At 56.3% G+C, this 13,385-nt stretch carries 13 protein-coding genes and 1 other RNA gene; 9 read left to right on the forward strand and 5 right to left on the reverse strand.

What is annotated here, in order from left to right; all coding sequences use genetic code 11:
• The first annotated feature begins 89 nt into the window (after positions 1 to 89).
• The gene (locus DUD43_RS12415; protein WP_153230533.1) at positions 90 to 989 is read left to right on the forward strand and encodes a LysR family transcriptional regulator ArgP; all 900 of its coding nucleotides are present in this window, start codon (positions 90 to 92) and stop codon (positions 987 to 989) included.
• A 112-nt stretch (positions 990 to 1,101) separates the two neighbouring features.
• Here the strand turns inward: DUD43_RS12415 and DUD43_RS12420 are convergent, their stop codons facing one another.
• Positions 1,102 to 2,610 (reverse strand): PLP-dependent aminotransferase family protein, encoded by a 1,509-nt coding sequence (locus DUD43_RS12420; RefSeq protein ID WP_153230534.1) that lies wholly within the window; start codon positions 2,608 to 2,610, stop codon positions 1,102 to 1,104.
• A gap of 105 nt (positions 2,611 to 2,715) precedes the next feature.
• Here DUD43_RS12420 and DUD43_RS12425 point away from each other — a divergent pair, with 105 nt between their 5' ends.
• Positions 2,716 to 3,369, forward strand: a complete 654-nt coding sequence (locus tag DUD43_RS12425) for an FMN-binding negative transcriptional regulator (protein ID WP_153230535.1) — start codon at positions 2,716 to 2,718, stop codon at positions 3,367 to 3,369.
• A gap of 127 nt (positions 3,370 to 3,496) precedes the next feature.
• Positions 3,497 to 3,958 (forward strand): Rrf2 family transcriptional regulator, encoded by a 462-nt coding sequence (locus DUD43_RS12430; RefSeq protein WP_153230536.1) that lies wholly within the window; start codon positions 3,497 to 3,499, stop codon positions 3,956 to 3,958.
• 51 nt (positions 3,959 to 4,009) lie between these two features.
• On the opposite strand, the gene DUD43_RS12435 is transcribed toward DUD43_RS12430, so the two are convergent.
• From DUD43_RS12435 to ssrA, 4 genes are all read right to left on the reverse strand, one after another.
• The gene (locus DUD43_RS12435; protein WP_153230537.1) at positions 4,010 to 4,705 is read right to left on the reverse strand and encodes a class I SAM-dependent methyltransferase; all 696 of its coding nucleotides are present in this window, start codon (positions 4,703 to 4,705) and stop codon (positions 4,010 to 4,012) included.
• 93 nt (positions 4,706 to 4,798) lie between these two features.
• Positions 4,799 to 5,734 carry an NAD(P)/FAD-dependent oxidoreductase gene (locus DUD43_RS12440; protein WP_153230538.1) on the reverse strand — a complete coding sequence of 312 codons (936 nt, stop codon included), beginning with the start codon at positions 5,732 to 5,734 and terminating at the stop codon, positions 4,799 to 4,801.
• Positions 5,735 to 5,889: 155 nt separating this feature from the next.
• Complete coding sequence (locus DUD43_RS12445; protein WP_042481811.1) at positions 5,890 to 6,513, reverse strand: glutathione S-transferase family protein; 624 nt, start codon at positions 6,511 to 6,513, stop codon at positions 5,890 to 5,892.
• 116 nt (positions 6,514 to 6,629) lie between these two features.
• Positions 6,630 to 6,991: a transfer-messenger RNA gene (gene ssrA / locus DUD43_RS12450) on the reverse strand.
• Positions 6,992 to 7,136: 145 nt separating this feature from the next.
• Between ssrA and sstT the strand changes: the two genes are divergently transcribed.
• The 6 genes from sstT to DUD43_RS12480 all read left to right on the forward strand — a co-directional run bounded on the left by sstT (position 7,137) and on the right by DUD43_RS12480 (position 13,294).
• Complete coding sequence (sstT, locus tag DUD43_RS12455) at positions 7,137 to 8,363, forward strand: serine/threonine transporter SstT (RefSeq protein WP_153230539.1); 1,227 nt, start codon at positions 7,137 to 7,139, stop codon at positions 8,361 to 8,363.
• A gap of 163 nt (positions 8,364 to 8,526) precedes the next feature.
• On the forward strand, positions 8,527 to 9,159 hold the full coding sequence (locus DUD43_RS12460) for a LysE family translocator (protein ID WP_153230540.1): 633 nt from the start codon (positions 8,527 to 8,529) through the stop codon (positions 9,157 to 9,159).
• A gap of 328 nt (positions 9,160 to 9,487) precedes the next feature.
• On the forward strand, positions 9,488 to 9,991 hold the full coding sequence (locus DUD43_RS12465) for a nucleoside 2-deoxyribosyltransferase (RefSeq protein ID WP_153230541.1): 504 nt from the start codon (positions 9,488 to 9,490) through the stop codon (positions 9,989 to 9,991).
• Between the two features lie 207 nt (positions 9,992 to 10,198).
• Positions 10,199 to 11,035, forward strand: coding sequence for a MurR/RpiR family transcriptional regulator (locus DUD43_RS12470; protein ID WP_153230542.1), 837 nt, complete (start codon positions 10,199 to 10,201; stop codon positions 11,033 to 11,035).
• A 286-nt stretch (positions 11,036 to 11,321) separates the two neighbouring features.
• A complete protein-coding gene (locus tag DUD43_RS12475) occupies positions 11,322 to 11,633 on the forward strand; it encodes a DUF485 domain-containing protein (protein ID WP_009456280.1) in 312 nt (103 codons plus the stop codon).
• A complete protein-coding gene (locus tag DUD43_RS12480; protein ID WP_153230543.1) occupies positions 11,630 to 13,294 on the forward strand; it encodes a cation acetate symporter in 1,665 nt (554 codons plus the stop codon). The genes DUD43_RS12475 and DUD43_RS12480 overlap by 4 nt, the downstream gene beginning before the upstream one ends.
• The last annotated feature ends 91 nt before the right edge of the window (positions 13,295 to 13,385 follow it).

Below are 13,385 nucleotides of genomic sequence, written 5' to 3' on the forward strand. Positions count from 1 at the left end.
AAAACTGCGTTATGGTGCTGTCATTTACGATTTAAGAAAAGCTAATTATTCTTTACTCAATTAAGAATAACTAATCAGATAGGCCAATCATGGATCTGCTGCACCCACAACTCAGAGCCTTTACGGCAGTCCTGGAGGAAGGCAGTTTTGAAGCGGCCGGACGCAAGCTGTACATCACCACCTCGGCCGTCTCGCAACGTATCAAGGCGTTAGAAGACAGACTGGGACAGGTGCTGGTCCTGCGCCAACCACCTTGCCGCCCGACACCGGCGGGAGAGTTGCTGCTGCGTCGTGTGCGTCCCATGCAGGTTCTGGAAGCAGAGGCTGTCGCGGACTTTCTGCCGGAACACATTGGACCGCGTCGGCCTATTGCCATTGCGGTCAATAGTGACACGCTGGATACCTGGTTTCTGGAAGCCTTGTCCCAGCTAAGTCAGGAGCATGGCTACCTGTTTGATGTGCGCGTGGATGATCAGGACCACACGCTGGAACTGATACGCAATGGCTCCGTGCTGGGCGCTGTCACCGCCGAACCCACACCTCTGCAAGGCTGCGAGGTTCAGGCTTTGGGCATCATGCGCTATCAGGCAATTGCTTCTCCAGAATTCGTGGCTCGGCATTTCGGATTGGGAGTAGACACAGAATCCCTGGCTCAAGCCCCCATGATTGTCTTCAACCGCAAGGACGAATTGCAGTGGCGCTTTATACGGCAGATCAGCGCTGAATCTGTCGCCCCTCCCATCCACTACCTGCCCACCTCTACCGGCTTTGTGAAAGCAGCGGCTTTGGGCCTGGGCTGGTGTCTGGCACCCGACTCCATGGTCAGCGATGCCCTGGCCGCCGAAGAGCTGGCTTTAGTCGCCCCCGGCCTTTGGCTGGATGTGCCTTTGTATTGGCAACATGCTGCTATCCGCTCCGACACCTTGCGCAATATGGGTAGAGCTCTTCAAGAAGCAGCCAGCACTTCATTGCTGCCAGTTCCTGCTTGATGGACCTTGTCGCGTCCGCACGGGAAAACCAGAGACGGAGTTTTTAATTCGAAGAAGATGGCAGAAGCCGTGTTCAAGCAAGCTCTTGAAACAGGCTGGTCGAAACCTGCACTCAGGACTTTCTGCTGTTCCTGGAGGGCCGGGCAAGCTCAGAGATAATGCGCCCCAGCTTCTGCGCCGCTTCCTTCATGTGCTCTGGACTGAATGCACTCAAACCCAGAATCAAGCCCGGAGGGCCTTCACCAGCGTGATACATGGTGGAGACCGGACGCACAGCCACACCCTCCTGCATGGCGCGCTGTGCCACTGCCACATCGTCAATCTGCGAGGACAGCCACAAGACGGAGTGCATGCCTTGGTCTCCGGGCTGCAAGCTGGCCAAGTCGCCTGGCAGAACCTCGCGCACAATCTCAAAGAGATGATTGCGACATTGGGTATAGACCCCGCGCATACGCCGAATATGGCGCTCCAGATGCCCCTCTGAAATAAAGCTGGCCAGAACATGCTGGTCCGCACTGGGCGGATGCCGATCCAACAGGACTCGCGCTCCGCAAAAAGCCTGTACCAGCTGCGGCGGCACAATCGCATAACCCAGGCGCAACGAGGGAAACAGCACCTTGCTGAAGGTTCCCAGATAAATCACCCGCTCCGGGTCCAGGCCCTGCATGGAAGGAAAGGGATGGCCGGAATAACGGAACTCGCTGTCGTAATCATCCTCGACAATCCAGGCGGACTTATCCCGTGCCCAGGCCAACAACGCATTGCGTCGTGCCATGCTCATGGGCATACCCAAAGGGTATTGATGCGAAGGAGTCACAAAGGCGACCCGCGCATCGGCTTGCAAGCGTATGCCCGCAGCGACATCCAGCCCCTCTTCATCCACAGGCACACGCACCATACGTTCCGGCGCACCTACCGTGTTCAAAATCGCGGTAATACCGGGATAGGCCGGGTTCTCCACCCAGGCGAAATCCTGCTGACTCATCAAGACCAGACAAGCCAGAAACAAGCCTTGCTGAGTGCCCGTGGTCACAATCACCTGCTCTGCCTCACAACGCACTGAGCGTGACCGACGCACGTATTCCGCAATGGCCTCCCGCAAAGGCAAGGCACCTTGAGGATCACCATAGCCGCTCGGCGCGCCCTGACCATGCGCCCGCAAGCGATTCCCCAAGCGTCGCCAGATGGGACCAGGCGCAGCGGCACCCAATGGAATCGACACAGCAAACGGGGCAGACGGCAAAGGCTGGAATTGAGCCGCAACTGTATTGAATGGCTGAGCAGCGGGTGGTGCAGGCTGGGCAGGCAACGCTGTCGCCCTGCGCTTCTGCGCCCTTGTTTTGGGGCTGGCCAGCGAGTGAGCAATATAAGTGCCCACGCCCGGTGAGGACTCCAGAAAGCCTTCGGCAATCAATTGCTCGAAAGCCTCTACAACCGTGCCACGAGCAACGCCCAAGGATGCCGCCAAGGCTCGTGTCGACGGTAAGAATTCACCCGGTTTGAGCGCACCGTTTTTTACCGCATCGCGCAGCTTCTGCGCCAACTGACGACCCAAGGATCCGGCGTTTCGGTCCAGCTCGCCTAGGGAAGGAATCTTTGGATTATGGGCAGTGCGTGACATGGCTTGTGGTCCACAAAAATAGCGCCAAACTGGTACAGAGCAATGATCCAGAACAGATCAATAATAGACACATTGATCCTGAATCCCAAGCCCGAAAAGACAACGATGTATATCCCCGCACACTTCAATGAATCCCGGCCTGAACCACTGCACGAGCTGATCGCCCAGCATCCGCTGGGCATTCTGGTCGCCAATGGAAAAAGTGGTTTGAGCGCGAATCACCTGCCCTTCATGCTCCATCCCCAGGAAGGTGCGCAAGGGGTATTGCATTGCCACGTCGCCAGAAACAATCCCGTATGGCAAGACCTGGAAAACGGCGATGAAGTAATGGTGATATTTCGTGCAGGGGACGCCTATATCTCCCCACAATGGTTTCCCAGCAAACTGGAAACACACAAGCAAGTCCCGTCCTGGAACTACATCGTGGCCCATGCTTATGGGCGGGTAACAATACGCGATGAAGAACGTTATGTTCGCGGTGCCGTGGCGCGTTTAACCCGCATCCATGAAGCCAGCCAGCCCGTGCCCTGGAAGATGACGGATGGCCCCAAGGACTATATCGACGCCATGCTGAAAGCCATTGTCGGGATTGAAATCGAGATCACACGACTGATCGGCAAGACCAAGCTCAGTCAGAATAAAGAGGCTCGGGATGTGGAGGCGGCATCAGCAGCGTTGATCAGCCAAGGGGACCATTTCATTGGCAATGCGATGCAGGCGGTGGCAGCAGACAAACGCGCACAAGAAGCCAAGAAATAAACAAGGTGACGATCCGCTGCAAGGTACAAACCACCCCGATCTGACTATCCCCTTCTTGCTACTTATAATGTGACATCGTGCACCGGGACACCCTCCCCCTTCCCCGGTGCATCACAAGGTCAAGAATATGAGAAGTGATAGTCGGCTCTCCCGCATGCTGCATGTTTTACTGCACATGGCCAGGCACGATCAGCCATTTACCTCCGAGCAAATCGCCACCATGCTCAGCACCAATCCCGTGGTCGTCCGACGCACTATGGCGGGCTTGCGCAAGGCGGGCTACGTGCGCTCTGAAAAAGGCCACGGGGGTGGCTGGACGCTAAGCTGTGATCTGAAAGAGGTCACGCTGCTGGACATACACAAAGCGGTTGGGGGACCGCGTATCTTCTTTATTGGCCACGAGAACGAGAACCCAAGCTGCGGTGTCGCCAAAGTGGTTAACGCCGCCTTGGGCGATGTGCTCAAGGACGCAGAGGCCCTGGTCATGCAAAGGCTGGAGGCTATTCCCTTGGCAGAGCTATTGGCCGAGTTTGAGCAGCTCTATAAGGCAGAAATGGCAGAGCTGGACAGGAAGATGGCGGAGCAATAATCCGCTGGCTCTGCTTGGTTCAGGGCAGAATCAGGAACAGAGAATGAGGCGCTAGGCCTGATCATCTGCATAGGCTACCCAGCCCCAGAACGAGAGCCCTGCATAGAACAAGGCTGGTGCCGTGAACCCGGCCTCTCGCAACAAACCCTCTTCCTCCTGCGGGCTTAACAGCGTCAAATGCTGGGCCATATTTGAAGCAGAACGTATCGCTTCTGCCGTAGTTTCCGTCCCTGTGGCAAAGGCGATGGATCGGGCTAGCCAGTCCTCAGTTGCCCCCTCCTCTGGCCGACAATGATGAGCCACCACAAGCGCCGTCCCCGGTCTCAAGCGTGCGTGCAAGGATTTCAACAGCGACAAGCGCTCTGCTTTTGACAAGAAATGCAGAGTCAGCAGACAAGTAGCACCATCAAATAGCTCCAGCGGTGCATCGTCCACATAGCCTTGTATCAAATCCACTTGCGAACCCAAAGGCCCTAGCACCTGGGCCGCCAGATCCAGCATGGCTTGCGAGGGATCGACTCCTGCAAAAGACCAATCTGGACGGGCTTGCGCAAAGGACTTCAACTCCAGCCCGCCTCCTGCTGCCAGGACCAGAATCCTGGCATTGCTCTTTGCCCGTTCGGAAAGCAGGATCAAGGCCATGCGATGAAGGTCCTGGAAGCCAGGGATGCGCTGTGGCGTTGTATCGGCATACCGGGCGACCAAGGCAGGATCGCTAAAGGGCTGGACGGAAGTGGGGGTTCTCATTGAAATCCTGAGCGGGTGGTAAGCAATGGCATGGGTGCACCCTATGCCATTGCTCGGTCTGCGTGGAATTTGGCGCTGGACATTGCTCTGGCCTCATGCAGCCTTTTCCGAGCTGGCTCCACCCTGCTCGACCAAACCATAAATCAAGGAATGATGTGCCCCACCCGCCGCCATTACCCCCGCAGCGGCAGCGATGGTGGCATTAGCCATAGGACTGGACGCATCACCCGCCGCAAACACACCCGGTACAGACGTGTGCTGCATGGGGTCCACAGCGATAAAAGACCCCGTAGGACCCGCTGTCAGCTTGCAACCCAGCTGTATGGCCAGGTCGCTGGCCAACTCTGTTTTGGGCGCTACAAACAGACCGGAAATAGCCACAATTCTGCCATCCTGCAAACGCACTGACTCCAGTCCTGGCTTGCTTCCCAACAGCTCTGCAATCGGTGTCTTTTCGATCTGCACACCACGCGCTATCAGTTGGGCTTCCTGCTCTGCATTCGGTGTAAAAGCAGCTTGAGTAAACAAGGTGGTCGGCCCCCAATCTGGCACCAGCATGGCTTGATGCATAGCCAGTTCGCTGCTGGCCAACACCCCCAAAGGCTGCTGGTTCAGCTCAAAGCCATGGCAATAAGGACAATGCAGCACACTGTTGCCCCAACGCTCCTGCAGACCAGGAATATCAGGCAAGCCGTCCTTGACGCCAGTGGCCAGAATCAGGCGACGCGCACGGATGGTCTGGGCGTCCTCGGTCAATAGCTGAAACCCACCCTCTATGGCATGAACCTCCACAGCACGCCCGGCTCGCTGCTCGACCGTCCCGTACTTCGCAAGCTGAAGTTTTGCCGTCGCCATGATGGCCGCCGGAGCCTGCCCATCCTGCCCCAGAAAGCCATGAGAGGCCTGGGCAAAGCGATTCCGGGGTTGCCCCGCGTCCAATAAAAGTACGCGCCGCCGCGCCCGACCCAATTGAATCGCCGCTGCCTGCCCCGCAAAACTGCCACCGACGATGATGATGTCGAAGTCCATAAACTCACCTTCTCCTTAACGTAACTTCTCATGTTACTTATTAGAGAAAAACAGGTCAACTCATGAAACTATATTTGTTACGATTTTGATTCGGAAATAGAAAGAAAGGCGTTACGCCGTGCTGAGCACAGCGCAACGCATATAAAGAATGTCGTTCAGGCAGCGGCCTCGGCTACCGCCTTGCGCACGGCCTCGCGCGCTCCTACCCGCTCCAGATAGGCACTGAGTTTAGGAAATTGGCTCATATCAACCGAGTCACCTTCCAGCCAGCCACCTACGGTGTACAGATACGCATCGGCCACGCTGAACTGCTCGCCCAGCACCCAGGGGCCTGCAATCAGGGATTCCAGATACGCCGCACAAGCTGTCATGTTTTGCGGCACCTTGGCACGCATGGCTTCTTCCGCAGCAGGATCATCCGCCCAACGGGAACCACGACGCTTGTGCGCGTGGGCCACATGCACGGTGGATGCCAGATAGCTGTGCAGCTCCTGCATGCGGGCGAACGCAAAGGGATCATTCAAAGGAGCCAGCTTGGCAGCCGGAAAGCTCTGTGCCACAAAAGCCAGCAAAGCCGGGGTTTCCGTCAACGCGCCCTGCTCTGTCACCAGTGCCGGAACACGCCCCTTGGGATTGACGCGCAGAAACTCCGGGCTTTGCTGTTGATTCGCACCAAAATCCAGCTTGACCACATCAAAGTCAGCCCCTGCTTCATGCAGTGCAATATGAGTGGCAAGCGCGCAGGTCCCTGGCGCGGAATAGAACACCCAACGAGACATGTCGATCTCCTTTTGTCCATAAAACGAAGGGATCATTATGACGCTGAAGTGTTGTGGGGCAAGCAAAAAACAAAAAACCCAACAGCCGTTAAGCTGTTGGGTTTCTTGGGATATCTTGGTGGAGTCGGGGGGAATTGAACCCCCGTCCGCAAGCCGTCCACAGACAGTTCTACATGTGTAGTCAATTAATTTTAAGTTTTAACCTTGGACTGTGCCAATTGACAGGCCTTTCCTTGGCGATCCACTAAGTTTTAGAACCGGACTACGTGGCACAGGCCGATTCGATTCTTTGTAAATAACACTGCTGTAGGTTGCCCTACCTAACCCAAAGACAAATTAGTGCAGTGGCCCAGCCTTAAGCGGCTAGAGCGAAACGCTCGTCGTTGGCGTTTATAGTTTTCCAGTGGATTTACGAGCTTACTGGTGCTCGACACGCCCTGTGCTGCTTCTTGACCCACGTCGAAGCCATGTCGACCCCATGTGGATTAGCAACCATATCACATCGGCTACAAAATGTATAGCGCCTGGTGCTAGAATAACCGTCTTCCGCGCTCTGGCTGAGTCCTCGCCAGAGCGTTTTTTCACGTACTTCACACCTACCCTTTTGTCTGGAGTCGCTTTTCATGGCCCATCCCGCCAATCAAGCCAGAGGCCCATTAGGCTTTATCCTGCACGGCAGTCTTGTTACTCAAATTGTGATCGGTTTGATCGCCGGTATTTTGCTGGGGCGCTTTGCTCCCGATGCCGCACACTCGATCGCCCTGCTCGGTCAATTGTTTGTTTCTGCCTTGAAGTCGGTCGCGCCGATTCTGGTGTTTGTGCTGGTGATGTCTTCCATTGCCAATCAAAAAGCCCAATCCTCCAGCCGCATGGGCCCGATTTTGCTCTTGTATGTTCTGGGCACCTTCCTGGCCGCGCTGATTGCCGTGATCGCCAGTTTTGCCTTCCCCGTCAAACTCAAGCTGGATCTGGCCGACACCACCCTGAACCCGCCCGGCAATATCGTGGAGGTGTTGCTGGATCTGTTGACCAGCATTGTGGTGAACCCGGTTGATGCCTTGCTCAACGCCAATTACATGGGCATTTTGGCCTGGGCTATTGCTCTCGGTCTGGCACTGAAACACGGCTCGCAAGGTTCGCGTGACCTGCTTACCGATATGGCCAATGCCGTGTCGTCCCTGGTGCGCCTGGTCATTCGCTTTGCGCCGCTGGGTATTTTTGGTCTGGTAGCGGTCACCATTGCCGAGTCCGGCTTTGATGCGCTGCGCCAATACGGTTTGCTGCTGCTCGTGCTGGTGGGCTGCATGCTGGTGGTGGCCCTGGTCATCAATCCCTTGATCGTGTTTGCCAAGCTGCGTCGTAACCCGTACCCGCTGGTATTCACCTGCCTGCGTGAAAGCGGTATCACGGCCTTTTTCACCCGCAGTTCGGCTGCCAACATCCCTGTGAACATGGCTTTGTGCGAGCGTCTGGGCCTGCATAAAGACACCTACTCGGTATCGATTCCGCTGGGTGCCACCATCAATATGGCCGGTGCTGCTGTCACGATTACCGTGCTGACGCTGGCTGCGGTGCATACTCTGGAAATTCCGGCTGACGTGCCTACCGCCTTGCTGCTGAGCCTGGTGGCCACGATTGCTGCTTGCGGTGCGTCTGGCGTGGCCGGTGGCTCTTTGCTGCTGATTCCACTAGCATGCAATATGTTCGGTATTTCCAACGATGTCGCCATGCAAGTGGTTGGCGTAGGTTTTGTGATTGGAGTGGTTCAAGACTCGGTAGAAACGGCCTTGAACTCCTCGACCGACGTGCTGTTTACCGCTGCGGCAACGCTCGAACCAGGCCGTGCCTGATTTGATACCTTGACGCGCAAGGGGCCAGCCATTCAGGCTGGCCTTTTTTGTAAGTAGTCCAAGTCAAACCCGATAGCATCAACCCAGGCAACAGCCGCCATACTTGAATATGCTGGTTCTGCCAGATACTTCCGCAGTCAAGCTCTTTTCTCAAGGAATTTCCGTGGATTTAGCCAGCCTTTCTCTGTATATCCTTGCTGTGTCAGCCGTCACTGTCATGCCGGGCCCCACCATGCTGCTTGCCTTGAATAATGGTGCGCATGGCGGCAAACGGATTGCAGCTTGCGGTATTGCGGGTGCGGCCCTCTCGGATCTGATTCTGATCGCGGCCGTAGGCTGTGGACTGGGCGCGCTGCTGCTTGCTTCAGAACAGCTTTTTACCGTGGTGAAATGGATTGGCGCGGCCTATCTGCTGTATTTGGCTTATGGACTCTGGAACGCTCCGGTCAGCACCATCCAGACCGAAGCCTCCACGGAAAAAGCCCTGTCGGGTCGGGCCGCTTTTCTGCGCTCCTTACTGGTCGCATTATCCAATCCCAAAGGCCTGCTGTTCTTCTCTGCCTTTCTGCCGCAGTTCATCCACCCAGGCGATTCCATTGCAAGCCAGTACATCACGCTGGCGCTGATTACTGCCTTGATTGATATGGCATTGATGACTGTCTACGCCGTCGGAGGCCATCACGCCATGCGCCTGCTTTCTGGTCAGGCCATGCGCTGGCTGAACCGGGGTTGTGCAGGCATGCTGGCAGGTCTGGGTATTGCTTTAAGTCTGTATCGACGCAGCAATTCCAACTAAGGCTCACGACTTTTTCAAGAAAACCAGGGACCCGCATCGGTCCCTTTTTTCTTGTGTGCTGCGCCCCCTTCTTGTCTACAGCAACAAGATCCATCACCATCCGTGACGCCGGAGCAACAGGCCAAACGACAAAGCGCAAAACCGGGCCAGATACCTGCACCCGGTACTCTGTTCAGGCCGATGGGATCGTATATCATCATTCAGATGGCCGCCCCGCATAGCCTGCTGCGGTTTCAGGGCAGCCACCCCCTCACAAGCTCCGGTTTATCAAGGCAGCCAGCCTGGACCGGCACGGTTTCCCCTCACCCCGAATCAACAAGGAGCCAAGATGAAACGTATCTATTTAGCGGGTCCTGATGTGTTTTTCAGCGATGCCACCGAGCGCGCCAAGCTGCACAAGCAATTGGTACGAGACTTTGGCTTCAAGCCCTTGCATCCCGTTGATCAGGAAGAAATCGAGGCCTCGTCCATCTACCACCACAATATTCGCCTGCTGGATCAGGCCGATGCGGTTCTGGCCAATATCACGCCCTTTCGCGGCGCAGAGATTGATACCGGCACCGCCTTTGAAATTGGTTATGCCGTGGCTCAGGGCCTGCCTGTTTTCACCTACCGCTCTACTGCCGATACGGTTTTGGACACCGTGCGCGAACACTACAGCCCGGTCGTACTGGACCCCGCCAGCCAGATCTGGCGCGATCGCAACGGTGCACTGATCGAGGACTTCGGCCTGCCTTCAAACCTGATGGTGGCAATCAGCACGGAGTTTGTACACGGTTCCTTTACGGATGCCTTGATCGCCGCGCAAGATTATTTCAAAGCCATCAGCTAATTCGTTGACCAGAAAATTTCTGCTGATTAATCAATCACAAGCAATCAAACAGGGGCAAAATTAAACGCATTTCAGCGCAATTAAACGCACCCTGCACTCAGGTATGATTAGGCCTTGAAATCTTCTGCCGGAACATAGGAACCACACCCACCGTTCCCTCAACACCCGCTTTTCTTGAATCAAAAAAACAGGGCTACGCCCAGCACCATGCCAGACACCAGCAACATCTCTTTTCCTGACCGTGTACGCGCCATCCTGAGTGACCTTCCCGCTTCCGAGCGACGTCTGGCCCAATTCACGCTGGATTTCTCGGGTGATCTATCCAGCTACAACGCCTCGGAACTGGCCAGTCTGGCTCAAGTGTCCAATGCCACCGTCACGCGCCTGATCCGGCGTCTGGAATACGCGAACTACGAGGCGGCACGCAAACAGATTCGCTCGGAAAGAACGGATGACTCCTTCACCTCGCTCAGCCAGCCGCTGTCTGCGGGCGAAGCCGCCTTGTATACCCACTTGCAGGACAGCTATAGCAAGCTGGGCAATACCTACCGACATCTCTCCCAGTCGGTTCTGCTGGAAGCCAGCCAGGCCATCAGCCGTGCGCGACAGGTGTGGCTGGTAGGTTTGCAGGCAAACTACTTTCTGGCCGGGCATTTTTACTGGCATTTGTGCAAGTTCATGCCAGGGGTACGGCTTATCCCCGGCGCGGGCCAGACCGTCTCCGAATACCTGGCCGACATCCAGCACCAGGATGTCGTGATTGTTTTTGATTTGCATCCACGCCCCAGCCACATGCCGGAACTGATCCAGCGTCTGGAAACACGCTGTGCGGATCTCGTGCTGATCACCGACCAGGATTACAAGGAGCGCCCCAAAACCCGCTGGTCCCTGCCCTGCCAGCCCGGATCTGAACAGCTGCCTGATAATTCGGTGGCCGTTGCCAGCCTGTCCCATCTGCTGCTGTCCGAAATACTGAAAGTGCGTGGCGCTGATCGCCGCGATGAGTCAGAACAAGAACTGGCCACCGCTGACGCGCTGTTTTAATCGAACAAAAAGCACTCTTTTCAAACTCTGCAACCGACTCAGGGCAGAAGAAACCAGCTCTTGTGCCTGTGCGTCTCCTGCATCATTTGCCCCGTCCAGCTAAACCCAGGCTCCGAAATCAGAGCCTTCTCCCCCCTCATCTACGACCAAAGTCGCCTGTTGGGAAAAGTTGATTCGTTCTATACATGCTGTACACAGAGCGCCCTCAAGCGCCAACTCTCTGTACACGCCGTGTTTAGAGAGCCTCGATGCCAAGAATCATCAAACCCCATAAGGAGACATAAGAATGAGCTCAGCCAATACTGTCGTGACGGCAGTAACCCAGCACCCCGCCTATCAAGAGCTGCTTAGAAGACGCAACCGCATGAGCCTGATCTTTTTCGGCTTGACCGTGATTGTGTACGCCGGTTTTATCTTGACCCTGGCCTTTGACCCCGAACTTTTCAGCCGCTCTGTCGGTTCCATGACCATGACGATTGGCGTGCTTAGCGCCGCCATTGTGCTGATTAGCGCTGTCGTCCTTGTGTCCACCTTCGTCTACATTTCCAACAAGGTCTATGACCCCTTGCTGGCTCAAATCATGAAGGACGTGACATGAAGAAACTACTTCTGAGCCTGGGCCTGTTTGGCATGGCCAGCGGCAATGCCATGGCGGCCCCATCTGGTCAGGCCAATACCTCGGCCATTGTCATGTTCCTGATCTTTATTGCCGGAACCATGGTCATTACCTGGTGGGCGGCCCGCCGCACACGCACCACATCGGACTTTTACACCGCCGGTGGCGGTTTGACCGGCTTTCAAAACGGTCTGGCGATTGCCGGGGACTATCTGTCCGCCGCCTCCTTCCTGGGGATTGCGGGCATGGTGTACGTCAGCGGTTTTGACGGCATGATTTACGCCATCGGCTTCATGTTCGGCTGGCCGGTTGTGATGTTCCTGATTGCAGAACGCCTGCGCAATCTGGGCCGCTACAACTTTGCCGACGTGACCTCGTTTCGCCTGTCCCAGAACCCCATGCGGATTCTGGCGGCCAGCGCCTCCCTGCTGATCATTGCCCTGTACCTGATCGCGCAAATGGTCGGCGCGGGCAAGCTGATCGTGCTGCTGTTTGGTCTGGACTACAACGTAGCCGTGGTGATTGTGGGTTCGCTGATGATGATTTACGTCACCTTTGGCGGCATGACGGCCACCACCTGGGTACAAATCATCAAGGCCGTACTGATGCTGTTCGGCGCCACACTGATGACGATTCTGGTTCTGGCCGCTTTCTACTGGGATGTCGATGCCATGCTGGCCGCTGCCGTGGAAACGCACCCCACCGGACACGCCATTCTTGAACCCGGCGCTGCCGTCAGCAGCAACCCGCTGAACGTGCTGTCCCTGGGTATTGCACTGGCCTTCGGTACCGCTGGCCTGCCGCATATCCTGATGCGTTTCTTCACCGTGGCCGATGCCAAGGAAGCCCGCAAATCCGTGATCTACGCCAGCAGCTTTATTGGCTACTTCTACCTGCTGACCTTCATCATCGGTTTCGGTGCCATCGCCTTGCTGGTCAAGCATCCCGAGTACTTCCAGACTGGCCCGGATGGTTCCTTCAACATGCTGACCAACCTGATTGGCGGCACCAATATGGTCGCGGTGCACCTGGCCAATGCGGTAGGCGGCAATCTCTTGCTGGGCTTCCTGGCTGCCGTGACCTTCGCCACCATTGTGGCCGTGGTGGCAGGTTTGGCTCTGGCGGGTGCGGCAGCTATTTCGCATGACTTGTACGCCAACGTCATTGCCAAAGGACGCGCAACCGAAAAAGACCAGATGCGCATTTCGCGTATCTCCACGGTGGTGCTGGGTGTGCTGGCAATTTTGCTGGGCATTATCTTCGAAAACCAGAACGTCGCCTTCATGGTGGGCCTGGCCTTTGCCATTGCAGCCAGTGCCAACTTCCCGGTCCTGGTGCTGTCGATTGCCTGGCGTGGCTGCACCACGCGTGGTGCCACCATTGGCGGCTTCCTGGGCCTGGTCACTGCCACAGTGTGGGTGGTCTTGAGCAGCACGGTGTGGGTCGATGTATTCGGTTTTGCCGAGCCCATCACCCCCTTCCCTAACCCCGGCATCCTGTCCATCCCGCTGGCTTTCTTCTCGATCTGGCTGTTTTCGACCCTGGATAACAGCGCCCGCGCTACCCAGGAACGCGAAGCCTTCGAGGCTCTGACCGTACGCAGTCAAACCGGCATCGGTGCGGCCAGCGCCAGCGCTCACTAACACTTTTACGCTGATTCAATCAGCACGCTGGAACAAAAAACAGGGCATTTCGGTGCCCTGTTTTTACTGATGTGCAGCTCATCCTGGCCGG

The organism is Alcaligenes faecalis (assembly GCF_009497775.1).
GTDB lineage: Bacteria > Pseudomonadota > Gammaproteobacteria > Burkholderiales > Burkholderiaceae_B > Alcaligenes > Alcaligenes faecalis_D.

Bases quoted from the DNA above. Each gene is read 5' to 3' on its own strand.
- DUD43_RS12415 (WP_153230533.1), top strand. From the start codon at position 90: ATGGATCTGCTGCACCCACAACTCAGAGCCTTTACGGCAGTCCTGGAG.
- DUD43_RS12420 (WP_153230534.1), bottom strand. From the start codon at position 2,610: ATGTCACGCACTGCCCATAATCCAAAGATTCCTTCCCTAGGCGAGCTG.
- DUD43_RS12425 (WP_153230535.1), top strand. From the start codon at position 2,716: ATGTATATCCCCGCACACTTCAATGAATCCCGGCCTGAACCACTGCAC.
- DUD43_RS12430 (WP_153230536.1), top strand. From the start codon at position 3,497: ATGAGAAGTGATAGTCGGCTCTCCCGCATGCTGCATGTTTTACTGCAC.
- DUD43_RS12435 (WP_153230537.1), bottom strand. From the start codon at position 4,705: ATGAGAACCCCCACTTCCGTCCAGCCCTTTAGCGATCCTGCCTTGGTC.
- DUD43_RS12440 (WP_153230538.1), bottom strand. From the start codon at position 5,734: ATGGACTTCGACATCATCATCGTCGGTGGCAGTTTTGCGGGGCAGGCA.
- DUD43_RS12445 (WP_042481811.1), bottom strand. From the start codon at position 6,513: ATGTCTCGTTGGGTGTTCTATTCCGCGCCAGGGACCTGCGCGCTTGCC.
- sstT (WP_153230539.1), top strand. From the start codon at position 7,137: ATGGCCCATCCCGCCAATCAAGCCAGAGGCCCATTAGGCTTTATCCTG.
- DUD43_RS12465 (WP_153230541.1), top strand. From the start codon at position 9,488: ATGAAACGTATCTATTTAGCGGGTCCTGATGTGTTTTTCAGCGATGCC.
- DUD43_RS12470 (WP_153230542.1), top strand. From the start codon at position 10,199: ATGCCAGACACCAGCAACATCTCTTTTCCTGACCGTGTACGCGCCATC.
- DUD43_RS12475 (WP_009456280.1), top strand. From the start codon at position 11,322: ATGAGCTCAGCCAATACTGTCGTGACGGCAGTAACCCAGCACCCCGCC.
- DUD43_RS12480 (WP_153230543.1), top strand. From the start codon at position 11,630: ATGAAGAAACTACTTCTGAGCCTGGGCCTGTTTGGCATGGCCAGCGGC.